Source organism: Amycolatopsis coloradensis, from assembly GCF_001953865.1.
Classification (GTDB): Bacteria; Actinomycetota; Actinomycetes; order Mycobacteriales; family Pseudonocardiaceae; genus Amycolatopsis; species Amycolatopsis coloradensis.
Window position 1 is genome coordinate 139668 of the sequence record NZ_MQUQ01000014.1, and the last position, 24029, is coordinate 163696.

The following is a 24029-nucleotide window of genomic DNA, read 5'->3' on the forward strand; positions in this document are numbered from 1 at the left end:
TCCTTCAGATCGCGGGGACGGGGACCGTGGTGAGCGCGGAGCGGCGGCGCCAGCAGAGGTAGCCGGTGAGGATCGCGGCGCCGACGAACTCGATCGGGAACAACAGGGCCCAGACGGAGCCGGTGCCCGCCAGGTCGTAGATCTCGGCTCGTGGCCAAGCGATGTTGACGATCATCATCGCGCCGTACCCTACTGCCGCGACGTTGACCGGAATAGCCCATCGCCCCAGGGAGAAATGGCCGGGTTCGGCGGTGAAACGGCCTTGACGGCGCCGGAGCAGCAGTGGGCCGGTCACCAGGAGATAGGCGAGGTAGACCACGACCACCGAGGTACCGGTGATGGTGCTGAAGATCGTCGGATTCCCCAGATTCAGTGCCAGCAGCCCGATGGCGAGCGCGCCGGACAGAACGGCGGGCGCGATCGGCGTCCCGGTGCGGGCGTTGACCGCGGAAAGCCGTTTGGCGCCGGGAAGCGCGCCGTCGCGGGCCATCGCGTAAATCAGCCGGACGGTGCCGGTCTGGATGGTCAGGGTGCAGACGACCACCGCGATCGCGACGTCGGCGAGGAAGATCCGGCCGAGTGTGTCCCCGAAGACGGCCGTGATCACGTACGGCAGGCCCTTCCCGGCGAGCTGGCCGTCGGTGAGGCTCGGGGCCGCCATCAGCGCGGTGATGACGACGGCGAGGCCGCCGATCCCGGAGATCAGGAGTGCGCGGAGCACGGCGCGTGGCGCGGTGCGGCGGGCGTCTTTGGTCTCTTCGGCGACCGAAGCCGCGGTGTCGAAGCCGTACAGGACGTACGCGGCCATCAGCGCCGAAGCGAGAACGCCGCCCGCTCCCGGGCTTTCACCCGCCGGTGCGAGCACGACCTGCGGGCCGCGGACGGCGAAGAGCGCGAGCCCGATGATCAGGACGAGGACGCCGACGAGTTCGGCGGCCACCCCGACGTCGTTGATCCGCGCCATGAGCCGCACGCCGGCCGCGTTGATCGCGGTGGTGAAGACGATCAGCAGGGCGCCGAGCAGAACGGCGTTGGTCGCGCCGGTCGGGGACGTGATCGCCGGATTTCCGCCGACGAGCTGGAAGCCGCTCCAGACCGAGGGGAGGACGACCTGCAACGCGATGGCGGCACCGGCGAGCGCGACGACGCAGCCCACCAGCATCATCCAGCCCGCCAGCCAGCCCGCGAACCCCGGGGAGAGGTGTTTCGCCCACTGGTAAACCGATCCGGCCAGCGGGAATCGGGCCGCGAGTTCGGCGAAGTTCAGCGCGACGAGCAATTGGCCGATGATCACCAGCGGCCAGGTCCAGAAGAAGAGTGTGTCACCGAAGGAATAGCCGAAGGCGAACAGCTGGAACACCGTGGTCAGGATGGAAACGAAGGAGAAACCGGCGGCGAAGGCGGAGAAACCGCCCAGTGTCCGGCGGAGTTCTTGGCGGTAACCGAAGGCGGAAAGGTCTTCGGACGGCATTTGCGGGGGCTCCTGTCTGAAGGGCCGAATTTCGATCGAGTGACCGAAATTAAGCGCATGCGGAGTCCTTCTGATCTCCGCCCGGTAAGCGCGGTGTTAAGTGATACCGCATTCGGTAACCTGAGCCGACCGCCGGACGTAACAAAGATCGCCGCGAAGAAATGGCAGGATCGGATAGATGACCAAAACGACCGGGGTGGGCAGGCCGAGAGCCAGCGGTGCTGCCGCGAGCAAGCGGGAAGCGCGGCTCGCGGTATTGGACGCGGCGGGGGAGCTGTTCACCGGCGCCGGGTACGCGGCGACGACCACGCGGGCCATCGCCGAACGGGCGGGCTTGCGCCAGGCGTCGCTCTACTACCACTTTCCGTCCAAAGAGGACATTCTCGCGGCGCTGCTGGAGGACACCGTCCGGCCGTCACTGGAGGTCGCGGGCGGCCTTTCGGTGCAGTTGGCGCCGGTCGGCGCGCGGCTGTGGGCGCTGGCGTACGCGGACATCCACCTGCTCGCCAGCGCGCGGCACAACCTCGGTGCCCTGTACCTGCTGCCGGAGATCTCCTCGCCGAGGCTGGCACGCTTCCGGGCCGAGCGGGCGGAGCTCAAGAACGTCTACGGCGCCCTCGTCGCGGCGGCCGGCGTCCGCGAAGACCTGCGTGGCATCCGGACCGATCTCCTCTTCGGACTCGTGGAGAGCATCGCGATCGTCCGGCGTGACCAGCCGGATCTGGACGTCGAGGCGCACGCCGTCGAAGGCGCGGACGGCGTCCTGCGGCTCGCCGGTCTCGGGGAACCGGACGCCGGTCTGCGCACTTCCGCGCGCGCGTTGCTGGAGGACTGAAGCCGGGTCAGGCCGTGCTGGGGGAGGGCGGGGTGGGGGAGGGCGGGGTGGCGTGGAGCGCCTTGCTCAGCGCCGCCGCGGTCAGCTCGATCTGCCACGGCCTGGCCCCGCCGTCACCGAGGACCTTGGCGACCGAGTCCTCGCTCAGGTCCGCGGGCGGGCGCCAGCAGGTGCGGCGCACGAGTTCCGGCAGCAGCAGGTTCTCCACCGGCAGCCTGCGGTCCTCCGCGATCGCGGAGAGCGCCGCGCGGGCGGCCGAGAGCCGGGCGGCGGCGTCGGGATCCTTGTCCGACCAGCGGTTCACCGGCGGCGGGCCGTCGGTCTGCTGCGCCGGGGTCGGCAGTTCGTCGGCGGGGAGCGCGCGGGCGGTCTGGAGATGCCGCAGCCAGCTCGCGGTGTACTTGCGCTGGACCCGGCCGCTGAACACCGGCAGCGCCTGCAACTGGTCGACCGTCTTCGGGTCCGCGGTGACGGCGTTGATGATCGCGCTGTCGGGCAGGATCCGGCTCGGCGCGCGGTCGCGTTTGCGGGCGAGTTCGTCCCGCGCCTGCCACAGTTCGCGCACGGCGGCGAGTCCGCGCGCACTGCGGATCTTGTGCACTCCGGACGTCCGGCGCCACGGCTCGACCCGGGGGGCGGGCGGTGACGCGGTGCGGACGGCCTCGAATTCCTGCTGGGCCCACTCGAGTTTGCCCTGGGCCGAGAGGTCGGCTTCGAGCTTCTCGCGCAGTTCGATGAGCAGTTCGACGTCGAGGGCGGCGTAGTTCAGCCAGTCGACGGGAAGCGGGCGCTTCGACCAGTCGGCGGCACTGTGCCCCTTCTCCAGCTGGTAGCCGAGGAGGAGTTCGACGAGGGTGCCGAGGGCGACCCGTTCGTACCCGGCGAGCCGCCCGGCGAGTTCGGTGTCGAACAGGCTCTTCGGGCGCAGGTCGAGTTCGGCGAGGCACGGCAGATCCTGAGAGGCCGCGTGCAACACCCATTCGGCGTCGTTGAGTACTTCCGCGAGGGGTTCGAGCTGCCCTTCGAGCGGAATGGGGTCGATGAGGAAGGAACCGGCACCTTCGCGGCGCAGCTGGACCAAGTAGGCCTTCGGCCAGTATCGGTAGCCGGACGCGCGTTCGGTGTCCACCGCGATGGCCCCGCTGCCGCCCGCGATCTTCGCGCAGGCTTCGGCGAGTGCTGTCGCGTCGGCGATCACCGGTGGAGTGCCTTCGGCGGGCTCACGTAACAAGACGGCGGCACTGGCGTCGTCAGTGCCGGTCATAGAGTCCGCCTGCGGTTCTCCGGGTCGGTCGCCTTCCATAGGTGAAGACCCTACGGGACGAGCGGGCCGCGCCTGGTCCGCCCGCCCCGCAGGGCAGTTCGCCTTTGTCAGCGGATCACGCCGGCACGCATGGCCAGCGCCACCATCTGAGCCCGGTCACCCGTGCCGAGCTTGCGCCCGATGCGGGAGAGGTGAGACTTCACGGTGAGAGCGGAGAGGCTGAGTTCCTCGCCGATCTCCTTGTTGGACTGGCCGTCGGCGACGAGCTGCAGCACCTCGACCTCGCGCGCCGAAAGCTCGCGCGGGGTGTTGTCGGTGCCGGCGACCCTGGTGCCGGTGGCCAAGACCGGTGCGACGCTCGGATCCGCGTAGACGCCGCCCTCGAGCACCCTGCGGACGCCGTCGGTCACTACGACCGGCGATGCCGACTTGAGCAGGTATGCCTGGGCGCCGGCCTGGAACGCCGACCTGACCGCGTACGGGTCATCCGATGAAGCGAGCACCACTACTCGAGGCCAGCCATGGCTACGGAGTTCCGTAACCAGCTCGATGCCGCTGCCATCCGGCAGTCCGAGATCAAGGATCGCCAGGTCACAAGGCCCAGTGGCCTGTGCTCGCGCCCTCGCCTCGGCCACCGTGGCGGCCTCGTGGACGGTGCCCGCACCCATCTGTGCGAGTCTTGCTGAGATTGCCTCCCTCAACAGCGGGTGGTCATCGACCACCAACACGGAAAAAAGCTCTTCCCGCGGATGCGGAACCATGCTCGCCGGCAATGAACCGGCTGGCGTGGATCGGACGGCCTGAGAAATGCCGACGGTAGCCACGTCACTACCTCCCTGGAGTCGGTCGTGCCCCCCGACCGGCACCGGGACTTTCGGCCGTTTAGCCGCGCCAGCTTTAGACCGAAAGTGGTGTCGTCGTTGGCACTGTAGCCGCCCTGAGGCCTTCACGGGGGGATCGAATGGGTATCTATCTCAAACCAGCGGTCACTCAGGGAGTTCGTTGTAACACGATCGGGCTAGTACACAGCCGGTGGCTAACACATCGCCCAAAGAACACGATGCACTCCAGTTACCGGGGTCCAACCGACTGTGCAGATGGGCCGTGCACCTGCCGGTGCCTCTGCCCGGGACCCGGGGAAACCGGTGCTTCGCGGGCCGGAAACCGGTCCCGGCGTGGGACTTGATCGACTTCGCTGAGCGTCATGATCGCTTCGCTCGGTGACCACGACGGTAACGCTCCGAAAGCATCTCGGGGTGTTCGGACGGCCCGTCGCGAGGTGCTTGATCTTGTTGCTGACGGTGACACTGTGCGTAGCACGAACGGGGTGGTCCAGACCTCTCAGCGGTCGGCTCGCCGCTGGTCGGAGCTGGTCTAGTCCATCTGGCCCTGAAGGCCGTCTCGATGGCGTAGGGACGCTCTGAGGGCCTCGCGTACGGGTACGCGAAGGCGCTTCGGCGGCTCTCGCGGGTTGTCGACAGTACGTGAAGGACCCCTTCATTGCGCTAGGCGCAATGAAGGGGTCCTTCACGTACTTGGGCCGGGGATGCAGTCGGGGAGCAAGGGACCTTTAGTATCGGCAGCATTGCTAGCGGCGCTAGGTGGCCAGAAATCGCAAGATAACCCGAATGCTATGTCTCGATTGCTGGGATTTCGGCGTGTCGGGACGGGTGGCGGGCCTCAGGAGGGCCGCGGCCGCGGTGGACGGGCACTTTGAGCCTTCGCCGTCCTACGCGTCCTGCGTCGCGAGGTTGTGGGTGATCCGCTCCGACGCCGGGTCGGCGACGTCGCGAAGGCCTCCTTCCCTACCTCAAGGTAGGGCTCCGGCAAAGTCGGGATCTTGCAGGTCAGGCAGCTATTGTCGCTGTGTGAGGCTGGCGATGGAGGGATGGGGACGTGGAGTGTCCCGTTCCTCCATCGTCACGGGACATACCGGTTGCGGAGCCCCCCGAGAGGGCACCAGCGATGTCTAACCCGGTTACCAAGAGCAGCGCTGACCAGCAGCTCTGCGACTTTGCCGGAACCCTGCCCTCAAAGTAGGGAAGGGGGCCTTCACGCGCCGCGGTTGTGGTTGAGGCCAAGCGGTCGCCCGGGACGAGTGAGAGGAACGGACTTGGACAGCAGGCAGCAGGAGGCCAGGTGCTCAGGAGGACTGGCGCTGCCCGAACAGGGTCACGCCGACCGGCGGCAGCCCGACGACGCTCGCCATCACCTGGCAGAAGGCCTGCCCGTGCGGCCGCAGCGCGGCGTCGGTCGGCGTCCAGGACGCCCGCAGCTCCAGATCGTCGGTGCGCGAGGGGCCGGAGATGTCGCCGAAGCGGGCCGACGACGTCTCGGTGACCGTGCCGCCCAGCGCGGTCCACTCGGCGCCGGAGCTTTCCAGCGCGTCGGTCAGCCACGACCAGCCGACGGCGGGAAGGAAGGGATCGGTCGCCAGTTCCCGGTCGAGTTCCGCGCGGACGTACATGACCAGCCGCAGGACACCGTCCCAGCCTTCCTGGCCTTCCGGGTCGTGCAGCAGCACCAGCCGCCCCGACGCCAGCACGTCCGCCGGACCTTCGACCTCGCAGCTCACCGCGTAGGACCACGGCGCCAGCCGCTGCGGCGGGCGCATCGTCTCCAGCTGCACTTCGGGACGGGGCCGGACCGATTGCAACGCCGCGACGGCTTCACGGAAGAGGTCGGGTACTGACGTCATCGCGGTCACCAACCGACTGTAAGACGCGAGTGTCCGGTTCGGGGCGCAGACGCGCCGAGAGTAAGGCCTCGGAGCGCCCATGGCACCATGAACCGTGATGTCTCCTTCAGCTGATTCTCCCGCGCAGATCGTCACTGCGGCCCGTCGTGCCCTGCCCGGTTCGCCGTTCTTGGCCGCCGCGCGCGGCGAACGCCCGGACCGCACTCCGGTGTGGTTCATGCGCCAGGCGGGCCGGTCGCTGCCCGAGTACCGGGCGCTGCGCGAAGGCACCTCGATGTTCGAAGCGTGCTTCGACCCGGAGATGCTCGCGGAGATCACGCTCCAGCCGATCCGCCGTCACGGCGTCGACGCGGCCATCCTCTTCAGTGACATCGTCGTCCCGCTCAAGGCGGCGGGTCTGGACATCGACATCGTCGCGGGCACCGGCCCGGTCGTCGCCGAGCCGATCCGTGACGCCGCGGGCGTGCGCGCGCTCCCGGTCCTGGACCCGGATCAGGTGGCGCGGGTCGCCGAGGGGGTCCGGCTGCTGGTCGGGTCGCTGGGCGAGACGCCGCTGATCGGTTTCGCCGGCGCGCCGTTCACCCTGGCCTCCTATCTCATCGAGGGCGGGCCGAGCCGCAACCACGAGCACACCAAGGCGCTCATGCATTCCGAGCCGGAGCTGTGGCACGAGCTGGCGGGGCGCCTGGCGGACATGGCGATCACCTTCCTGTCCGCGCAGCTCGACGCCGGGGCCGACGCGATCCAGCTGTTCGACTCGTGGGCGGGCGCGCTCTCCGAGCGGGACTACCGCGAGTTCGTCCTGCCGCATTCGGCGAAGGTGCTGTCCGCGGTCGCCGGGTACGGCGTGCCGCGCGTGCACTTCGGCGTCGGCACCGGCGAGCTGCTGGTGGCCATGCGCGACGCGGGCGCCGACGTGGTCGGCGTGGACTGGCGTATCCCGCTCGACGAGGCCGTCCGGCGGCTCGGCGGCGGTGTGGTCCAGGGCAACCTCGACCCCGCGCTGCTGCACGCGTCCTGGCCGGTGCTCGAAGCGGAGGTCCGGCGCGTCCACGCCGAAGGCCGCGCGGCCGACGGCCACGTCTTCAACCTCGGCCACGGCGTGCTGCCCGGCGTCGACCCGGACGTCTTGACGCGCGTGGTCGGGCTGGTGCACGAGCTTCGGCCGTGAAAGCCGTGGAGACCGTGAAGACCGTCGCCGTGATCGGTGGCGGTATCTCGGGACTGACCGCGGCGTACCGGCTGCGGACGCTGCTCGGCGACGACGCGCGGATCGTCGTCTTCGAGGCGACCGGCTCCCTCGGCGGGAAACTCCGCACGATCGAACTCGCCGGTGAGCGTTACGACGTCGGCGCGGAGGCCTTCCTCGCCCGCCGTCCCGAGGCGCTCGCCCTGGTCCGCGAGGTCGGGCTCGGCGAAGGCCTCGTCCACCCCACCAAGGCCCGCGCCAAGATCCACGCCGGCGGATCCGTGCTCGGCCTTCCGCCGGGCACGGTCATGGGCGTTCCCGCTTCGGCCGACGCGGTCTCCGGGGTGCTGTCGGAGAAGGGCCGCGCCCTGGTCGAGGCCGAGTCGTCACTGGCGCCGACGGAACTGCCCGCCGGGGACGTGCCGCTCGGCCCGCTGCTGCGCGAGCGCTTCGGCGACGAACTGGTGGACCGGCTCGTCGACCCGCTGCTGGGTGGCGTCTACGCCGGGGGAGCGGACGGGCTCGGGCTGCGCGCGACGATGCCCGGTCTCGCGGCCGCGGTCGATCGCGGCGCGCGATCGCTCACCGAAGCCGCCGCCTCGCTCATGCCCGCCTCGCCGAGTACGGCGCCGGTCTTCGGAACCCTGCTGGGCGGCCTCGGAACGCTGATCGCGCGGCTCGCGGGGCTGGCCCGCGCCGAAGTCCGCACCGGAACCACCGTGACGGCGCTCGAGCGCACCGCCGACGGCTGGAAGGTCGACGACCTCGACGCCGACGCCGTTCTTCTCGCCGTCCCGGCGCCTTCGGCACGACGGCTGCTCGAAGGTGTCGCAGGAGTGGCCTCGTCGGTGTTCGCAAAGGTCGAACTCGCGTCGATGGCGGTCGTCGCGCTCGCGCTTCCGCCGGGGACCGCGTTGCCGGAGTCGTCCGGGGTGCTGATCGGCGCGGGGGAGCGGGACGCGGCCGGGAAGCCGTTCGCCGCCAAGGCGTTCACCTTCTCCTCCCGCAAGTGGGCGCAGTACGGCGAAGGCCCGGTGCTGGTGCGCGGCTCGGTCGGCCGCTTCGGCGAACCGGGCGCCCTGCACGCCGACGACGACGAACTCGTCCGCGTGGTCCGCGACGATCTGGCGCGGCTGACCGGGGTCACCGCCGAACCGATCGACACCCTGGTGACCCGCTGGGGCGGCGGGCTCCCGCAGTACGGCACCGGGCACCTCGTACGCGTCGAGCGGATCGAACGCGCCGTCGCGGACGTCCCGGGGCTCGCCGTGGCAGGCGCGGCGCTGCACGGTGTCGGTATCCCGGCGTGTGTCGCCACCGCCGACGCGGCCGCCCGCCGCATCGCCGGGATCACACCGACCCACGAGGGCTCCTGAGCACCGGCAGTGCCAAGATGGCGGTATGGCGCGGCTGAACTACAACGAGCTCAATGACACCATCCGCTACACCGCCTGGTCGGTCTTCCGGGCCGAGCAGGGCAAGCTCGGTGAGGACCGCGCGCAGGCGACCGCGGAGACCACCGAGTACCTCGACGCGCTGGAGGGCAAGGGCGTCGTCGTCCGCGGCCTCTACGACCTGTCCGGGCTGCGCGCCGACGCCGACTACATGGTCTGGTGGCACGCCGAGGAGATCGAGCAGGTCCAGGCGGCCTACAGCGGTTTCCGGCACACGCCGCTCGGCCGCGCCTCGGTCCCGGTGTGGAGCCAGGTCGCGCTGCACCGCCCGGCGGAGTTCAACAAGAGCCACATCCCGGCGTTCCTCGCCGGTGAAGAGGCCCGCAAGTTCATCTGCGTCTATCCGTTCGTGCGCTCCTACGAGTGGTACCTGCTGCCGGACGACGAGCGCCGCAAGATGCTCGCCGACCACGGCAAGGAGGCCCGCGACTACCCGGACGTCCGCGCCAACACGGTCGCGTCGTTCGCGCTGGGCGACTACGAGTGGATCCTGGCCTTCGAAGCCGACGAACTGCACCGCATCGTCGACCTGATGCGCCACCTGCGCGGCACCGAGGCCCGCCTCCACGTGCGCGAGGAGATCCCGTTCTACACCGGGACGAAGGTGGAACCCGCCGAGCTGATCACCCTGCTGCCGTAGTGAACGCTTCAGTGGACTCCCGCGTCTGGACCACGCTCACCGGCGACGCACTCGCCGAAGACGCCGTCGAGGTCACCGGCCCCGAATCCGTGCTGCCCGGGACCTTCCGGGTCGAGGAAGCCGCGACCACCAGTATCGCCGTTGCGACGCTCGCCGCCGGCGAACTGTTGCGGTTGCGGGGGATCGAGCCCGGCCGGGTGTCGGTCGACACCCGGCACGCCGCGACGTCGTTCCGCAGCGAGCAGTACATCCGTGTCGACGGGGAGCCGGTGCCGTTCAGCGCGCCGCTGTCCGGCGACTACCGCGCGAACGACGGCTGGGTGCGGCTGCACTGCAACTACCCGCGGCACGTCTCCGCCGTGTGCTGGGGCCTTGGTGTGCCGGCGACCCGCGAGGCGTTCGAGAAGGTCGTCGCGGCCAAGTCGAAGTTCGAGGTCGAGTCGGCGGTGATCGGCGCCGGTGGCGCCGCGGCCGTGCTGCGCGGCCGCGAGGAATGGCTGGCGCACAAGCAAGGGCAGGCGTCGTCGGCGTTGCCCGTCGCCGAGATCCGGTCACTCGGGCCGTCGGAGCCGGTGCGGCTGTTCGAGTCCGCTCGGCCGCTGGGCGGCGTGCGGATCCTGGACCTGACCCACGTCATCGCCGGACCCGTCGCGGGCCGGGTGCTCGCCGCGCACGGTGCCACCGTCATGCACATCGGGGCGGACCGGTTGCCGACCGTGCCGCCGCTGGCCGTCGACACCGGGATGGGCAAACTCTCGGCATACGTCGACCTGGAGACCGAAGCCGGGCGTTCGCGGCTGCGCAAGCTGATCGCCCGCGCCGATGTCGTGCTGCAAGGCTTCCGGCCGGGATCGCTGGTGGCCAAGGGTTTCTCGCCGGAGGCGATCGCCGAACTCCGGCCGGGGATCGTGGTCGCCGACCTGTCCGCCTATGGCTGGGAAGGGCCGTGGGCGCGCAGGCGTGGCTTCGACAGCCTGGTGCAGATGGCGTCGGGGATCGCCGACGAAGGCGGCAAGACCGCCGGGATCGACGGTCCGGGACCGCTGCCGGTGCAGGCGCTCGACCACGCGACCGGCTGGCTCACCGCGGCGGCGATCATGACCGCCGTCCGCCGGGCGGCCACCGAGGGCGGCAGCCAGCACGTCCGTACCTCACTCGCCGGAACCGGGGAGTGGCTGAATTCCTTGGGACGCAAGGAACCCGGCGTGACCGAGTTCGACGCCGCCGAGTTCCTGGAGGACGTCGACAGCCCGCTGGGGCGGCTGACCCGGGTCAAGATGGCGGGCGTGCTGCCGGGCGCGAATCCACAGTGGACGGAAGCGGCGCAGGTACCCGGAAGCGACCGCCCGGTCTGGTGATCACCGCATTTAGAGGACTAAACGCGGCGTAGGCGTAGCCAGCTCGCGAACCGGCCCCGGGGTTTGGGTACCTCGCCGCGGTCGACGAGCCAGGTGCCGAACTCGTCCGCGTAGGCCCGCGCGCGGATCGTGTCGGTCTTCGGATGGCCTGCCGCGTACTCGCGGAACAGGGCGGCGAACCGGTCGCCGAGTGCTTCCGCGAGGTCCGGCCGCAGGAACGCGGTGAGCCTGCCCTGCTTGGTGCGCAGCACGTTCGCCTCGATGCGGAGCCTGTCCGCGTCGAAGCCCGCCGGGGCGTCGCCTCCGGCGAGGAGCGCCTTGAGCAGCTCGGCTTGCTGCCCGGCGAGCCGCTCCCGTGGCGAAGTCACGGCGTGACCGCTTCCCGCAGCGCGGCCAGTTCCGCCGCCAGTTCGCTGTCAGGTGGGTAGTCGTCGTCGCGTTCCAGCAGCACACCGGGCGGCTCGGTGCGCCGCCGCAGTTCACGCAGCAGGTCCAGCACCTCCGGGACCACCGGATGGGCGTGCGTGTCGTGGTAGACGCCGTCGCGTTCGACGCCGCCCGCCATATGCGCGTACGCGAGCCGTTCCCACGGGATCTCGTCGAGGAACCGTCCGGGATCGGTGCCGAGGTTGCGGGCGTTGGCGTACAGGTTGGCGACGTCGATGATCAGCAGGCAGTCGGTCCGGTCGGTCAGCTCCCGCAGGAACTCCGACTCGGAGAACTTCGCGTCCGGCCATTCCAGCACCGCCGCGATGTTCTCCACCGCGAACGGCGCGCCCACGATGGACTGGGTCAGCTTGACGTTGTCCACCAGGACGTCGAGCGCTTCCCGGGTGCGGGGGAGCGGCATCAGGTGACCCGAGTCGAGGCCGCCCGCGCGCACGAAGCACACGTGGTCGCTGGCCATCGGCGCGCCGAGTTCGCGGGTGATCTCCGCGAGGTGCTCGACGCGCGCGGTGTCCAGCGGTTCGGCCCCGCCCAGCGACAGCGAGACCGCGTGCGGCAGCACCGGCATCCCCTTGTCCCGCAGGGCGACCAGCGTCTCGGGAAGATGCCCGGCGTGCAGGTTTTCGGCGACGACCTCGACCCAGTCGACGCCGGGCAGCCGCGCGATCGACAGGTCGAGTTCGTGCCGCCACCCGATGCCGATGCCGAGGTGACCCGGCCCGTCAGCCACCGCAGCCCCCGCCGCCGCACGAGCTGCCACCACAGGAACTCCCGCTGCCGCACGAGGATCCACCGGTGCCACAGGTGCTGCCGCCGGACGAACCACCGCCACCGAAGCCACCCGAGAGGGGCGGCGGGATCAGCGCGGCGCTCAGCTCTTCGTCCGGGTAGTAGGCGAGCCCGCCCAGCGCGACCGCCACCGCGACACCGCCCAGCAGGGCGCCACCCACGGCGGGCCCGCCGGTGATGCCGCGCCCGCGCTCCCTCGAGAATTCGGCGTTGGCGCGGCCGACGATCCGGTGGCCCTCACTGGTCGGGCGAGTGCCGACTCGCTTGTTCCTGGCGGCACGGGCGAGGAGGGTCGCGACCCCGGCGACGATCACCAGGAAGCTCAGAAAACCGACGGGGTGGTCACTGACGATCCCGGCGATCAGGCGCACCACACCGAGGATCAGCGCGCCGAGGTAGATGCTGAACACGACCTGGCGGACCTGCGGCTTCTTGTCGACGACGACCAGGCCCCGCGCCTCCAGGTCCTTGCCGAGCGCCTGCATCGGCCCCGACATCCGCAGGCGGTCGCGGATGCCGCGGGTCGTGGAGTTGTGACCCGGCCTGGCGCTCTTGGCGACGGCCTGTTCGATGGGGTCGGCCGGTACGGGGCCCGCGAGCTGGAGCTTCCGCGAGCTGCTGATCCGCAGCGTCCCGCGGTCGACCAGCGCCGCGATGGCCGTGTCGACCACGCGGTCCGGGCCACCGGCGAGGTAGGCGAGTTCGTACGCCGTCGGCCGCGATCCGCTCACCGCGGCACGCGGTGCCTTATGGCCCAGCTTGACCGCGATCGTCCACAAGAGACCGATGACCAGCGGCAGCGCCAGCAACGCGGCGTAGATCGCCAGGAAAGTGGGTCCGGGGATGCCCCAGGTGTCGTCCATCGCACGGGCCTTTCACGAGCAGGTGCCTTCACCGTGGTCGGACGCTTTTCCGTCCGGCCGTGGTTCCGTGATTCGAACAGCCTGCGTGGACTTTCGTGACGGCAGTTGGGCCGTCAGAAGCCGTGATCGTCCCCGCGGACACTGGAACCTCGAGGGTCGTACAGCGAACACCGCCCTCCCCGACGCTGTTCTGTTCCTCGTGAACGCATCGGAGAGGGCGGTGGTTCGCTTCGGTTGGTTACGACTCGGGAACGAGCGTCAGCGAGATCGAGTTGATGCAGTACCGCTGATCCGTCGGCGTGGCGTATCCCTCGCCTTCGAAGACGTGCCCGAGGTGGCTGTGGCACGACTTGCACAGCACCTCGATCCGGCGCATCCCCATGGCCGTGTCCTCACGGAGGAGGACGGCGTCGGTATCGGCCGGGTCGTAGAACGAGGGCCAGCCGCAGTGGCTCTCGAACTTCGTGTCGCTGCGGAACAGCTCAGCACCACAGGCGCGGCACTGGTAGACACCGGTGGTCTTCTCGTCGGTGTACTCACCGGTGAAGGGGCGCTCGGTGCCCGCCTGGCGGAGCACGGCGTACTCGTCGGGGCTGAGCTGTTCCCGCCATTCCTGCTCGGACTTGACCACGCGCGGCGTGGCTCCGACAACGGGTTTCATGCCTTTCACCGGTTCCACGTTACCCCGAGAGCCAGGCGATGGCCCGGCCGATGATGTCCCATGCGGTGACCATCACGCCGAGCACGATGAGGATCACCACCAGTGCCGAAATCCACCAGCGCAGACCACCGAGGCGGTTGCTGGAGTCGGCGAAATCGGAGACACCGTCGAGGCAGGCTTCCACGGTGAAGTTCGGGCCGCAGCGTTCGATGCGGTCCAGATGCTCGGCGAAGGCGCGAGCTTCGGGGTCGTACGGGTCGAGACCTACCAGGTCCTCGTCGAAACGAGGATTCTGACCAGGTCCGAAAGGTCCGCTATCGGCCATACCGGCAACAGTAAGCCACGAGCGGCGATTGGCCTACCACCAGCGAGGCGGGTCTCACCACCGCCACGCGCCGGGTGCTACTGGTCACCCTGTGCGCTGCGGGTGTCACCGGCGATCAGCAGCTGGCCACCGCCGCCGTCGATGACACGGACGGTCTTCGCTTCGGAGCCACCGGACTTGAACGTGAGGTTGATGGTGATGTCCACCGAACCGTCGGGGTTGTTGCCCTTGGTGGCGTTGGCACCCTTGTAGCTGCTCAGCTGGTGCGTCGCCCAGTACTCCTGATACTTCGCCTGGTCGCCGTACGCCGCTTGGGCGTCGGGAGTCAGCATCGCCCAGCCTGTGGGCGAGCCCGCGTTGCTGTAGAAGTCCACGACGCGTTCCCCGGCGGGCCGGTACTCGATCTTGCCGCCGTTCGAAGGCGCGGAGGACGGAGGCGGGCTGCTCTTGGAGGCGCTCTTCGACGGCGTCGCCGGAGCGGAGGTCTGCGGGTTCGCCCCGGCGTTGTTGCCGCTCTGGCCGCCGGTGCCGCCGTTGCCGGAGTTCAGCACCAGGAACACGATCACCGCGATCACCACGACCGCGGCGCCGGCGCCCGCGAACAGGACGGCTTTGCGCTTGCCGTCCGAGGACTTCGCCGGCGACGGCCGCATCGGGGCGGCCGCCGACGGCGGCGGGCTCATCGCGGCGACCGGGCGCGGCGGGGTGTTCGGCGGGGCCGCCGGTGAGCGCATCGGGATGAACGCGGCGGTCGGCGTGTGCTGCTTGGCGGGAGGAGACAGTGGAGGGGTCGCGGACGACTGGGCCTGCCTCTCGGTCCGCTGCCACGGTGGCCGGTCCCCGCCGGGGACGCCGTGCCCAGGGGTGTCGGGCACGGCGGGCTGTCTGCCGCCGCCCGCCCCGAAAAGCCGCGGCGAGGCCGCCGTGCCCACGCCGGATTCGTTCGCCGCCAGCGCGGCGAGCCGCTCCCTGGCCTCGGCCATGGTCGGGCGTTCGGTCGGTTCGGTGCGCAGGAGGCTCATCAGCAGCGCGGTCGCGGCACCCGCCTGCTGCGGCGGGTTGATCTGCCCGTTCGCGGCCGCGTACAGCAGCGCGAGCTGGTTGGAGCTGTTCCCGTACGGCGTCTGGCCCTCGATCGCCTGGTAGAGCGTCGCGCCGAGCGCGAAGACGTCGGAGCTGGGCACAGGATCCGAGCCCCGCGCCAGTTCGGGCGCGAGGTAGGCCGGGGTGCCGCCGATCAGGCCGGTCTGGGTGAGCGTCATGTCGCCCGCCGCGCGCGAGATGCCGAAGTCGGTGATCTTCGCGGTGCCCGCTTCGTCGATCAGGATGTTCCCAGGCTTGACGTCGCGGTGCACGATCCCGGCGCGGTGCGCGGCGACCAGCGCCGACGCGACCTGCTCGCCGATCTTCGCGACCCGCCCCAGCGGCAGCGTGCCTTCATCGGAGATGATCGCGGAGAGGCTCGGGCCGTTCAGGTACTCCATCACCAGGCAGGGATCGCCGCCGTGCTCGGCGATGTCGAACACCACGATCGCGTTCGGGTGCTGGAACCGGGCCGCGTTCTTCGCCTCGCGCATGGCGCGCTGGCGCATGTTGTCGCGTTCGGCCTCGGAGACACCTGGCTGCGGGAGGATCTGCTTGACCGCCACCGAGCGCTCGAGGCGGACATCGATGGCGCGCCAGACCACCCCCATGGCACCGCTACCAATTTGCTCGACCAGGCGGTAGTGCCCGGCGATCAGCTGACCGGTGTCGATGGCGACTGCTCCTGACACATTCTTTGACGAACAAGGCCCGGGGTGATGGTGGCGTTACGCGGTCGTGCTGGTCCCGCGCACCCGATCGAGTGTAGCGGGCGGCGGTTTCGGATCCCCGTCAGCTTGCCGATGCGGACGCGGGCGTTTCTTCCTCGCCGACCGGTTCGGCCGCCGGAACGGCCTTCCGCCGGAAGACCCTGATCAGCCCGATGGCCCCGGCGGCGGCGAAGACGGCGTAACAGATCAGCAGAGCGGGCGGTGTTTCCCCGGTCAGGGCGTCGCCGAGGACGACGACCGCGACCGTCCCCGGCAGGCTGCCGAGCGCGGTCCCGATCAGATACGGGACGAAACGGACCGACGACACTCCGCACAGGTAACTGAAAGGAGCGAACGGCACCATCGGGATCAGCCGTAAGGAGGTGATCGCCAGAACCCCGCCGTCGGAGAGCCGGTCGTTGACCGCGCGCACCTTGGCCCGGTGCAGATGCCGGGTGACCAGATCACGGCCGAGTGCCCGCGAAAGGGCGAACGAGAGCCCGGAGGCGACCGTGGTCGCCAGGATGCCGACGACGATGCCCGTCGTGGCGCCGAGCAGCAGGCCGCCCGCCAGGTTGAACACGGTGCGCGGGATCGGCGCCACCGTCAGTACCGAGTAGAGCAGGAAGAACACCAGCGGTGTGGCCGGGCCGAGTCCGGCGGCCCAGGCCCGCAGTCCGGCCGGGCTCGGGATCGGCAGGAGCACCGCGGCCGCCACGAAGAGGGCGAGCACGGTGAGCGCGAGAATCACTTTGGTACGGCCGGACACTGCGTCAACCGTACGGTATTCGCTGTGATCGATACCGAGGCGCTGCGGACGCAGCCCGAACTCACCGGCGAGAACATCGTGCTGGCGCAGCTCGACGAGTCCTGCTTCGAGCCCGCCTGGCGGGCGTTGCGGGAGCCGGAGACCATCCGGCTGACCGGCACGCACACCGTCTTCACCGAAGATCAGATCCGCACGTGGCTGGCCTCGCGGCCGGGTCTCGACGACAGGGCCGACTACGCGATCCTGCGCAAGGAGGATCGCGGCTACCTCGGCGAGGTCGTGCTTTCGGACTTCGACGGGGACAACCGCTCGGCCGCGTTCCGGATCGCGCTGACCGGGCCGGACGTCTTCGGCAAGGGTTACGGCACCGAAGCGACGAAGCTGATCCTGGACTTCGCGTTCGACGTTGTCGGCGTCCATCGCGTCTCGCTGGAGGTGTTCGACTTCAACCCGCGGGCCCAGCGTGTGTACGAGAAGTGCGGGTTCGTCCGCGAGGGACTTCAGCGGGAAGCCCTGTGGTGGGACGGCGAATGGCATGACGTGGTCACGATGGCAATTCTGAAGAACGATCCGCGGCCCTGAGCCGCGCCGGACTGGCTACGGTGGGCGCATGCCCAAGAACGGTGAGCCGATCGAGGTCGAGGCAGGCGAGCGCAAGGTCCGGGTGTCCAGCCCGGACAAGGTGTACTTCCCGGCCCGCGGGATCACGAAGCGCCAGGTCGTGGAGCACTACGTCGCGGTCGGCGAGCCGTTGCTGCGCGCTGTCGGGGAGCGGCCGACGACGCTGAAGCGCTACGTCGACGGCGTCGAGGGCGAGTGGTTCTACGCCAAGCGTGTGCCGAAAGGCGCCCCTGAGTGGGTGGAGACCGCGAAGATCACCTTCCCGTCGGGCCGGACCGCCGAGGAGGTCTGCCCGACCGAGGCCGCCGTGTTCGCCTGGGCGGCGAATCTGGGCACCTTCGACTTCCACCCGTGGCCGGTGCGGCGTCCCGACGTCGACCACCCCGACGAACTCCGCATCGACGTCGACCCGCCGGACGAGGCCGGGTTCAGCGACGCGGTCGAGGTCGCCGGCGTGGTGCGTGAGGTGCTCGACTCGGCCGGTCTCGTCGGCTATCCGAAGACGTCGGGCGGCCGCGGCGTGCACGTCCTGGTGCGTATCCGGCCCGAATGGGACTTCATCGACGTCCGTCACGCGGTGATCGCGCTGGGGCGCGAGGTCGAGCGCCGGATCCCCGAGAAGGCGACGATCGCGTGGTGGAAGGAAGAACGCGGGGGCCGGGTCTTCATCGACTACAACCAGGCCGCGCGCGACCGCACGGTGGCCTCGGCGTGGTCGGTCCGCGGCACCCCGCGTGCCACCGTGTCCACCCCGCTCACCTGGGACCTGCTGACCGAGGTCGACCCGGACGACTTCGACGTCCTCACCGCCGGAGCCTTCTACGCCGAGCGCGGCGACCTCCACGGGCCGATGGACGAGCAGGCGTTCGGCATCGAAACGCTGCTGGAGTGGTACGCGCGGGACGAGCGCGACCACGGCCTCGGCGAGATGCCGTATCCACCGGACTACCCGAAAATGCCTGGTGAACCGAAGCGGGTCCAGCCCAGCAAGGCGCGCGACGACACCTAAGCCCGGCCGACGCGGCCCAGTGAGCGGTCAGCGCGAGGAACAGCACGCCGGCGATGAGCATGAACACGGCCAGGTGATGCAGTCCGCCACTGTCGGCACGCTGACCGAAGAACGCGCCGCTGGCGGGATGTTGATCGGCACCAGGGACACCGAGATGATCGGGGAGTTGGCCGGGTTGAGGGCCGCGCCCAGCATCATCGGAGGCAGGAGCCGCCGGTCGAAGCCCGCGCTCATCGCCGCACGACCCGTTCCAGTACGGCCGCCGCTTCGATCAGCGTGCGGCGCTCCGCTTCGGTGCACCGCGTTTCCAGGACCCGGGCGAGCCAGCCTTCCCCGGCGCGACGGCGCTCTTCGAGGAAGGTGTGGCCGTTGTCGGTGACGAAGACCAGTTGACGCCGTCCGTCCTCGGGGTCCTGCCGACGGGCGGCCAGCCCCCGCTCCACCAGGACGCCGACGGTGGTGGCCACCGACTGGTGACGGATGCCTTCGAGGGCGGCCAGGTCGCTGACCGACGCTTCGCCGTCTTTGTCGAGACGGCTGAGCACGGACGTCTGGGACGGCGTGAGGTCATCGCGGCCGTAGTTCTCCCGCAAGCGGCGCCGGAGCCTGCTGAAGGCGACGCGGATGTCGTGGGCCGCGCGTGCGCCGGTCGTGTCCATGTCCGCAGGGTAAGTTGCGCAGTTAAAACTGCGCAACTATGACTACGTAGTTACGGGAACGTATTTCGTGACGACGCGTGCGGTATCGGTGACCGATTCGTACTCTTCATCAGTCTCTTCTCCGGTTTGCTCGCGGAGTGATTGCGCTTTCGTGTCGATCCAGAAACCAGTCACCGCCGCGCGGCGAACCGATACGAGACTGTGTGACGCGTGCGGCCCAGTCGTAACGGCGGGTCTCCTGCCAGCGACATTCCCCGCCGAACGCTTACGCTGGGGGAGACGAAGGAGTGCCTGTGGACGACCTGATCGCCTTTCTCGCCGCGCGTGTCGGACAGCGCCAGGCGTTGATCATGCAGGCGGTCAAGAAAACCGAGATCAGCGAATCGCTCAATCGCGGTGAGACCAAGGTCGTCATCGAAAAGAAGATCCGGTCACTGAACGACATCGAACTCGACGTGGTCAACCAGATGATCAACGAGATCGAGGCGACCCGGCGGCTCCTGCAGGCGCACCGCACCACCGTTACGGAAAAGGTCCCGGGATTCCCCCTGTACGGCAACGAGTACTGGTGCGAGACGTGCAACGTGCCCGCCGACGAGGCCGGCCCGAACTGGTGCCTGACCCTGCGGCTGCTCGCCCTGCCCCACGCCGACCACCCGGACTACAGCGAGCGCTGGCGCCCCTGAGCGGGGAATGCCCGCCGGGGCCGGACGCGTTGATCCGAGGGTGATCACGCTTTCGGTACTGGACCGGTCCCCGACCCGCCGCGGTGGCGACGCGCCCCGCGCGTTGCGGGACACGGTCGCCTTCGCGCGGGACATCGAAGCGCTGGGCTATCACCGGTTCTGGGTCTCCGAGCATCACAGCGTGCCCGGCGTCGCCGGTTCGGCGCCCACGGTGCTGGCGGCCGCGGTCGCCTCGGCGACCGAGCGGATCCGCGTCGGCACCGGCGGCGTGATGCTGCCGAACCACCGGCCGCTGGTGGTCTCGGAACAGTTCGGTGTCCTCGAATCGCTGTTCCCCGGCCGGATCGACATGGGACTGGGCCGGTCGGTCGGGTTCACCGGTGGGGTCCGCCAAGCACTTGGGCACGAGAAGGACGACGCCGACCGCTTCGGCGAGCAGGTCCGGGAACTGCTGGGCTTCCTCACGGGTGACCAGACGGCGTATCCGGGCGTGCACGCCATTCCGGCGGAAGGGCTGCGCGTGCCCGCGTTCCTGCTGGCCACCGGTGCCGGGGCGCGGCTGGCCGCGGAACTGGGGCTGCCACTGGTGATCGCGCCGGTCCGGGGCGAGGGACCGCTGCTCGAAGCCATCGAGGGTTACCGCTCCGGCTTCCGTCCCTCCGCGCAGGCTTCGCGGTCGTATGTCGTGGTGTCCACGGCGATCGCGGTCGCCGAGACCGCCGAAGCCGCGCGACGACTGCTGATCCCCGAAGCGTGGTCGACCGTCTACTCGCGCACGCACGGGGTTTTCCCGCCGCTGTCGCCGGTCGAGGAGATCCTCACGGCGTCACTGTCCGAACGGGACCGGGAGAGACTGGACCGGGCGCTCGACGGTCAGATCGCCGGCACCCCGGACGACGTCGGCGATCGGCTGGCCGACCTCGTCGCCAAGACCGGCGCCGACGAGATTCTGGTGACCACCAGTACTTTCGACCAGACCGAGCGGTTGGATTCCTACCGAGCCCTCGCCGAAGTCGCCGGGCTTCGCAGTCTCGCCGCGGCGTCGTGATCTCCGCGTTTCGTCCTCTGGTTGCGGTAGTTCGTGACGCGTACTACCGCAACCAGAGGACGAAACGCGGTCTAGAGACGCAGGAGAAGCTGGGTGAGGATGCGCTGCGCCGGGTCGTCCAGGTCGATCCCGGACACCCCGGCGGCACGCCGCACCCGGTACCGCACCGTGTTCGGGTGGATGTTCAGCTCGCGCGCCGCGCGCCGGACATCGCCGAACGCGTCGAGGTAGGCGAGTACGGCGGGCACCAGGATGCCGCCGTGCTCGGCGTCGTGCGCGATCAGTTCGAGCAACCGAGGGTCGCGGATTCTCGGTTGGTCGCCGAGAAAAGCGAGCACTTCGGACAGCAGGACCTCGGCGCGGACGTCGGCCAGTGAGGCGACGTCCGCGGTCCCGTGCCCGCGCGCCATCGTCGCGAGCACGCGGTCCGCGTCGCCACGCGAGGCCGCCGCGTCGGAGAGACGTGGCACGACACCGCCCAGCGCGGCGCGCACCCGGACGTCGAGATGTCGTTGCGCGGTGCCGACGATTTCCTTCGCCAGCGCCAGGATCCGCGTCTCGGCGTGCTCGGGCAGATCCGGCAGGAGCGCGTAGACCCGGCCGCCGATCACGCTCACCAGCGCGCTCCGCCGGTACGCGGCGGTGTGCACGGTGATCAGGTGCACCAGTTCGGCTCGCCGCAGTTGCCGGTCGGTCGCCGCCCGGTCGCGGGGGAGCGAGAACCCCAGCACCACGGCCGGTTTCCCGGGATCCGCGCCGATGTCGTCGGCCACGGACTCGACTTCGAGGCGGCCGTCGAGCAATCCCGCCAGCAGGTCCTCCCGCAGCCGGAGTTCCGGGCTCGGCAGGGTCCGGTGCCGGATCAACTGGGGCGCGAGCGCCCGGCTCGCGCCGAGCAACGCGATTTCCGCGCTTTCGGTGAGCGGATGCGCGCCCTCCTGGACCCAGATCGTGCCCAAGGGCTGCGATCCGGCGTGGATCCCGGCCGCGATCCGGCGCCGGATGCCGAGATCCGGTCGTTCGTCGATGCGGACGATGCCTTCCCCAGCGCGAAGCCGCTGGTAGATGCCCCATTCGCGCAGCATCGCGAGGTACCGTTCCGGGCCTTCGCGGCCGAGGATCGAGAGGCGGCGCAGTTCGTCCACCTCGTCACCTGCCCGCGAATAGGCCAGCACGCGGCTCGCGGTGTCCTCGATGCTGACCAGGCCGCCGGTGAGCGTCGCGATGGTCTGCGCGAGCGAGAACAGATCGCCCAGCACCTCGCCGCTGTCCGCCTCGCCCCCGGCGCGGGCCGCGTCCACGACGCCCCTGGCCAGCGCTTCGACCTGTTCCCAGCGTGCCTCGTGGCCGACCTCGATCAGCGCGATGGCGGAGTCGGCCGCGACGTTCACGACCGGCGAGCCGTTCTTGACCGCCACGGCGGCCGCGCCCGACCGTCCCGCCGCCCGGATCGCGCCCGCGGCGGCCCGGCCGCGGGCTCCGATCAGCAGGACGAGATCACCCGGATGGGCGTCGGGTGGATCCTCCGGGTCGTGGATGACGACGTCCCCCACCTCGATCCCGAGCCCACTCGGTGCCGCGAGCACCCTGACCAGCGGTTCCCCGAGCGTGGCGAGGACATGCCGCAGTGACGCGACAGTGGTCGTTTCCGTAGTCGCTGTAGTCGCTGTCATCACCCGAATTAGCCGATCGGACAAGATGGTCACCTTGATTCTAGCCAGTCGGACAAGCCGAAGCGGAGACGTCCGGTCTACCGTTCGGGGTGAGACCTCTAACCGGCGAAGTGAAGTCAGGAGCAGTCAGTGGACGCCGTGACCCAGACCCCCGCCCCGAAGAACGAACCGGTGCTGAACTACGCACCGGGCAGCGCTGAGCGCGCTGAACTCGAGGGCGCGCTCAAGTCGCTGGGCAACGCCGACCCCATCGACATCACCGCCACGATCGGTGGTGAGCAGCGCAAGGGCGGCGGCGAGAAGATCGACGTCGTCCAGCCGCACAACCACAAGGCCGTGCTGGGTGTCATCCACAGCGCGACCGCGCAGGACACCCACGACGCGATCGCCGCGGCCAAGGCCGCCGCCCCCGGCTGGCGCGCGCTGTCCTTCGACGACCGCGCCGCGATCATCCTGCGTGCCGCCGACCTGCTGGCGGGCCCGTGGCGTGCCAAGCTGAACGCCGCCACCATGCTCGGCCAGTCGAAGACCGCCTTCCAGGCCGAGATCGACTCCGCCTGCGAGCTGATCGACTTCTGGCGGTTCAACGTCGCCTTCGGCCGTCAGATCCTCGCCGAGCAGCCGGTCAGCTCGCCCGGTATCTGGAACCGGATGGAGCACCGCCCGCTGGAGGGCTTCGTGTACGCCATCACCCCGTTCAACTTCACCGCGATCTCCGGCAACCTGCCGACCGCGCCCGCGCTGATGGGCAACGTCGTGCTGTGGAAGCCGTCGCCGACGCAGAGCTACGCCGCGCACATGCTGATGCGGCTGCTCGAAGAGGCCGGTATGCCGCCGGGCGTCATCAACCTGCTTCCGGGTGACGGCAAGGCCGTCTCCGAGGTCGCCCTGACCCACCGCGACCTGGCCGGGATCCACTTCACCGGGTCCACCGCGACGTTCCAGCACCTGTGGAGCACCGTCGGCGCCAACATCTCCGGCTACCGCTCGTACCCGCGCCTGGTCGGCGAGACCGGCGGCAAGGACTTCGTGCTCGCGCACGCCTCGGCCGACGTCGACATCCTGCGCACCGCGCTGATCCGCGGCGCCTTCGAGTACCAGGGCCAGAAGTGCTCGGCCGCGTCCCGCGCCTACGTGCCGCGCTCGCTCTGGGCGAGCCTGAAGGACGAGCTGGTCTCCGAGACCGAGGCCATCACTTACGGCGACGTCAACGACCTGAGCAACTTCGGTGGCGCCGTGATCGACCGCCGCACCTTCGACAAGCACGCCGCCGTGCTGGCCAGCGCCGCGGAGGACGCTGAGGTCGAGGTCATCGCCGGTGGCACCGCGGACGACAGCGTCGGCTACTTCGTGCGCCCGACGATCCTCGTTTCGGACAACCCGGAGCACGAGATCTTCCGCACCGAGTACTTCGGCCCGATCCTCTCGATCCACGTCTACGACGACGCCACCGACGAGGGCTTCGACAACGTGCTGAAGCTGGTCGACGAGACCGCCGACTACGCGCTCACCGGCGCCGTCATCGCCAACGACCGCACGGCCGTCGCGAAGGCGGCCGAGGCCTTGCGCTTCGCCGCCGGCAACTTCTACGTCAACGACAAGCCGACCGGCGCCGTCGTCGGCCAGCAGCCCTTCGGCGGTGCCCGCGCTTCCGGCACCAACGACAAGGCCGGTTCGGTGTTCAACCTCCTCCGCTGGACGAGCCCGCGCTCGGTCAAGGAGACCTTCGTTCCGCCCACCTCCGTCCGTTACCCCCACCAGGGCTGAGTTCTCAGGA

Annotated in this window: 23 protein-coding genes; 10 read left to right on the forward strand and 13 right to left on the reverse strand. The window is 69.9% G+C overall.

Annotated features, from left to right (window positions below; all coding sequences use genetic code 11):
• Positions 1-4: 4 nt before the first annotated feature.
• Complete coding sequence (locus tag BS329_RS24520; protein ID WP_076163603.1) at positions 5-1471, reverse strand: amino acid permease; 1467 nt, start codon at positions 1469-1471, stop codon at positions 5-7.
• A gap of 178 nt (positions 1472-1649) precedes the next feature.
• Between BS329_RS24520 and BS329_RS24525 the strand changes: the two genes are divergently transcribed.
• Positions 1650-2306 (forward strand): TetR/AcrR family transcriptional regulator, encoded by a 657-nt coding sequence (locus BS329_RS24525; protein WP_076163604.1) that lies wholly within the window; start codon positions 1650-1652, stop codon positions 2304-2306.
• Between the two features lie 7 nt (positions 2307-2313).
• Here the strand turns inward: BS329_RS24525 and BS329_RS24530 are convergent, their stop codons facing one another.
• The 3 genes from BS329_RS24530 to BS329_RS24540 form a co-directional block, all read right to left on the reverse strand.
• Complete coding sequence (locus tag BS329_RS24530) at positions 2314-3570, reverse strand: ribonuclease D (RefSeq protein WP_076163605.1); 1257 nt, start codon at positions 3568-3570, stop codon at positions 2314-2316.
• 107 nt (positions 3571-3677) lie between these two features.
• Positions 3678-4394, reverse strand: a complete 717-nt coding sequence (locus BS329_RS24535) for a response regulator transcription factor (RefSeq protein WP_034318331.1) — start codon at positions 4392-4394, stop codon at positions 3678-3680.
• A gap of 1319 nt (positions 4395-5713) precedes the next feature.
• Positions 5714-6277: a DUF3000 domain-containing protein gene (locus BS329_RS24540; RefSeq protein WP_076163606.1), complete on the reverse strand. Its 564-nt coding sequence runs from the start codon at positions 6275-6277 to the stop codon at positions 5714-5716.
• 88 nt (positions 6278-6365) lie between these two features.
• Here BS329_RS24540 and hemE point away from each other — a divergent pair, with 88 nt between their 5' ends.
• From hemE to BS329_RS24560, 4 genes are read left to right on the forward strand one after another with little or no spacing between them, the layout of a single operon-like run.
• A complete protein-coding gene (gene hemE, locus BS329_RS24545; RefSeq protein ID WP_076163785.1) occupies positions 6366-7439 on the forward strand; it encodes a uroporphyrinogen decarboxylase in 1074 nt (357 codons plus the stop codon).
• 14 nt (positions 7440-7453) lie between these two features.
• Positions 7454-8833, forward strand: a complete 1380-nt coding sequence (gene hemG / locus BS329_RS24550) for a protoporphyrinogen oxidase (RefSeq protein WP_076163786.1) — start codon at positions 7454-7456, stop codon at positions 8831-8833.
• Between the two features lie 25 nt (positions 8834-8858).
• Positions 8859-9551 (forward strand): hydrogen peroxide-dependent heme synthase, encoded by a 693-nt coding sequence (hemQ, locus tag BS329_RS24555; RefSeq protein WP_076163607.1) that lies wholly within the window; start codon positions 8859-8861, stop codon positions 9549-9551.
• Positions 9552-9562: 11 nt separating this feature from the next.
• Complete coding sequence (locus BS329_RS24560) at positions 9563-10909, forward strand: CoA transferase (RefSeq protein ID WP_076163787.1); 1347 nt, start codon at positions 9563-9565, stop codon at positions 10907-10909.
• A 17-nt stretch (positions 10910-10926) separates the two neighbouring features.
• On the opposite strand, the gene BS329_RS24565 is transcribed toward BS329_RS24560, so the two are convergent.
• The 7 genes from BS329_RS24565 to BS329_RS24595 form a co-directional block, all read right to left on the reverse strand.
• Positions 10927-11277 carry an SCO6045 C-terminal-like domain-containing protein gene (locus BS329_RS24565; protein WP_076163608.1) on the reverse strand — a complete coding sequence of 117 codons (351 nt, stop codon included), beginning with the start codon at positions 11275-11277 and terminating at the stop codon, positions 10927-10929.
• The gene (locus tag BS329_RS24570) at positions 11274-12086 is read right to left on the reverse strand and encodes an MbnB/TglH/ChrH family RiPP precursor modification enzyme (RefSeq protein ID WP_076163609.1); all 813 of its coding nucleotides are present in this window, start codon (positions 12084-12086) and stop codon (positions 11274-11276) included. Before BS329_RS24570 ends, BS329_RS24565 begins: the two co-directional genes overlap by 4 nt.
• Positions 12079-13008, reverse strand: coding sequence for a TIGR04222 domain-containing membrane protein (locus tag BS329_RS24575; RefSeq protein WP_076163610.1), 930 nt, complete (start codon positions 13006-13008; stop codon positions 12079-12081). Before BS329_RS24575 ends, BS329_RS24570 begins: the two co-directional genes overlap by 8 nt.
• Positions 13009-13246: 238 nt before the next feature.
• Entirely contained in the window at positions 13247-13669 is a 423-nt protein-coding gene (gene msrB, locus BS329_RS24580; RefSeq protein WP_076163788.1) for a peptide-methionine (R)-S-oxide reductase MsrB, read from the reverse strand.
• 19 nt (positions 13670-13688) lie between these two features.
• On the reverse strand, positions 13689-13994 hold the full coding sequence (locus BS329_RS24585) for a hypothetical protein (protein ID WP_076163611.1): 306 nt from the start codon (positions 13992-13994) through the stop codon (positions 13689-13691).
• Positions 13995-14071: 77 nt separating this feature from the next.
• A complete protein-coding gene (locus BS329_RS24590) occupies positions 14072-15688 on the reverse strand; it encodes a serine/threonine-protein kinase (RefSeq protein ID WP_244197287.1) in 1617 nt (538 codons plus the stop codon).
• Positions 15689-15869: 181 nt separating this feature from the next.
• Positions 15870-16556, reverse strand: a complete 687-nt coding sequence (locus tag BS329_RS24595; RefSeq protein ID WP_076163613.1) for a TVP38/TMEM64 family protein — start codon at positions 16554-16556, stop codon at positions 15870-15872.
• 24 nt (positions 16557-16580) lie between these two features.
• Between BS329_RS24595 and BS329_RS24600 the strand changes: the two genes are divergently transcribed.
• Both BS329_RS24600 and BS329_RS24605 read left to right on the forward strand, forming a co-directional pair.
• Complete coding sequence (locus BS329_RS24600) at positions 16581-17138, forward strand: GNAT family N-acetyltransferase (protein ID WP_076163614.1); 558 nt, start codon at positions 16581-16583, stop codon at positions 17136-17138.
• Between the two features lie 28 nt (positions 17139-17166).
• Positions 17167-18186, forward strand: a complete 1020-nt coding sequence (locus BS329_RS24605; protein WP_076163615.1) for a DNA polymerase domain-containing protein — start codon at positions 17167-17169, stop codon at positions 18184-18186.
• 230 nt (positions 18187-18416) lie between these two features.
• Here the strand turns inward: BS329_RS24605 and BS329_RS24615 are convergent, their stop codons facing one another.
• Entirely contained in the window at positions 18417-18845 is a 429-nt protein-coding gene (locus tag BS329_RS24615; RefSeq protein ID WP_076163617.1) for a MarR family winged helix-turn-helix transcriptional regulator, read from the reverse strand.
• A 293-nt stretch (positions 18846-19138) separates the two neighbouring features.
• Here BS329_RS24615 and BS329_RS24620 point away from each other — a divergent pair, with 293 nt between their 5' ends.
• A complete protein-coding gene (locus BS329_RS24620) occupies positions 19139-19531 on the forward strand; it encodes a DUF6221 family protein (protein WP_076163618.1) in 393 nt (130 codons plus the stop codon).
• 7 nt (positions 19532-19538) lie between these two features.
• Complete coding sequence (locus BS329_RS24625; RefSeq protein ID WP_076163619.1) at positions 19539-20579, forward strand: LLM class flavin-dependent oxidoreductase; 1041 nt, start codon at positions 19539-19541, stop codon at positions 20577-20579.
• A 71-nt stretch (positions 20580-20650) separates the two neighbouring features.
• Here BS329_RS24625 and BS329_RS24630 read toward each other — a convergent pair whose 3' ends face one another.
• Positions 20651-22252: a PucR family transcriptional regulator gene (locus BS329_RS24630; RefSeq protein WP_143253184.1), complete on the reverse strand. Its 1602-nt coding sequence runs from the start codon at positions 22250-22252 to the stop codon at positions 20651-20653.
• A 129-nt stretch (positions 22253-22381) separates the two neighbouring features.
• Between BS329_RS24630 and pruA the strand changes: the two genes are divergently transcribed.
• Positions 22382-24019, forward strand: coding sequence for an L-glutamate gamma-semialdehyde dehydrogenase (pruA, locus tag BS329_RS24635; protein WP_076163621.1), 1638 nt, complete (start codon positions 22382-22384; stop codon positions 24017-24019).
• Positions 24020-24029 lie beyond the last annotated feature (10 nt).

Excerpts from the sequence above, each read along its gene's own strand:
- BS329_RS24525 (WP_076163604.1), top strand. The coding sequence starts at position 1,650 with ATGACCAAAACGACCGGGGTGGGCAGGCCGAGAGCCAGCGGTGCTGCC.
- BS329_RS24625 (WP_076163619.1), top strand. The coding sequence starts at position 19,539 with ATGCCCGCCGGGGCCGGACGCGTTGATCCGAGGGTGATCACGCTTTCG.
- BS329_RS24605 (WP_076163615.1), top strand. The coding sequence starts at position 17,167 with ATGCCCAAGAACGGTGAGCCGATCGAGGTCGAGGCAGGCGAGCGCAAG.
- BS329_RS24630 (WP_143253184.1), bottom strand. The coding sequence starts at position 22,252 with ATGACAGCGACTACAGCGACTACGGAAACGACCACTGTCGCGTCACTG.
- BS329_RS24530 (WP_076163605.1), bottom strand. The coding sequence starts at position 3,570 with ATGACCGGCACTGACGACGCCAGTGCCGCCGTCTTGTTACGTGAGCCC.
- BS329_RS24615 (WP_076163617.1), bottom strand. The coding sequence starts at position 18,845 with ATGGACACGACCGGCGCACGCGCGGCCCACGACATCCGCGTCGCCTTC.
- hemE (WP_076163785.1), top strand. The coding sequence starts at position 6,366 with ATGTCTCCTTCAGCTGATTCTCCCGCGCAGATCGTCACTGCGGCCCGT.
- BS329_RS24520 (WP_076163603.1), bottom strand. The coding sequence starts at position 1,471 with ATGCCGTCCGAAGACCTTTCCGCCTTCGGTTACCGCCAAGAACTCCGC.
- BS329_RS24575 (WP_076163610.1), bottom strand. The coding sequence starts at position 13,008 with ATGGACGACACCTGGGGCATCCCCGGACCCACTTTCCTGGCGATCTAC.
- hemQ (WP_076163607.1), top strand. The coding sequence starts at position 8,859 with ATGGCGCGGCTGAACTACAACGAGCTCAATGACACCATCCGCTACACC.
- BS329_RS24585 (WP_076163611.1), bottom strand. The coding sequence starts at position 13,994 with ATGGCCGATAGCGGACCTTTCGGACCTGGTCAGAATCCTCGTTTCGAC.
- msrB (WP_076163788.1), bottom strand. The coding sequence starts at position 13,669 with ATGAAACCCGTTGTCGGAGCCACGCCGCGCGTGGTCAAGTCCGAGCAG.
- BS329_RS24590 (WP_244197287.1), bottom strand. The coding sequence starts at position 15,688 with ATGGGGGTGGTCTGGCGCGCCATCGATGTCCGCCTCGAGCGCTCGGTG.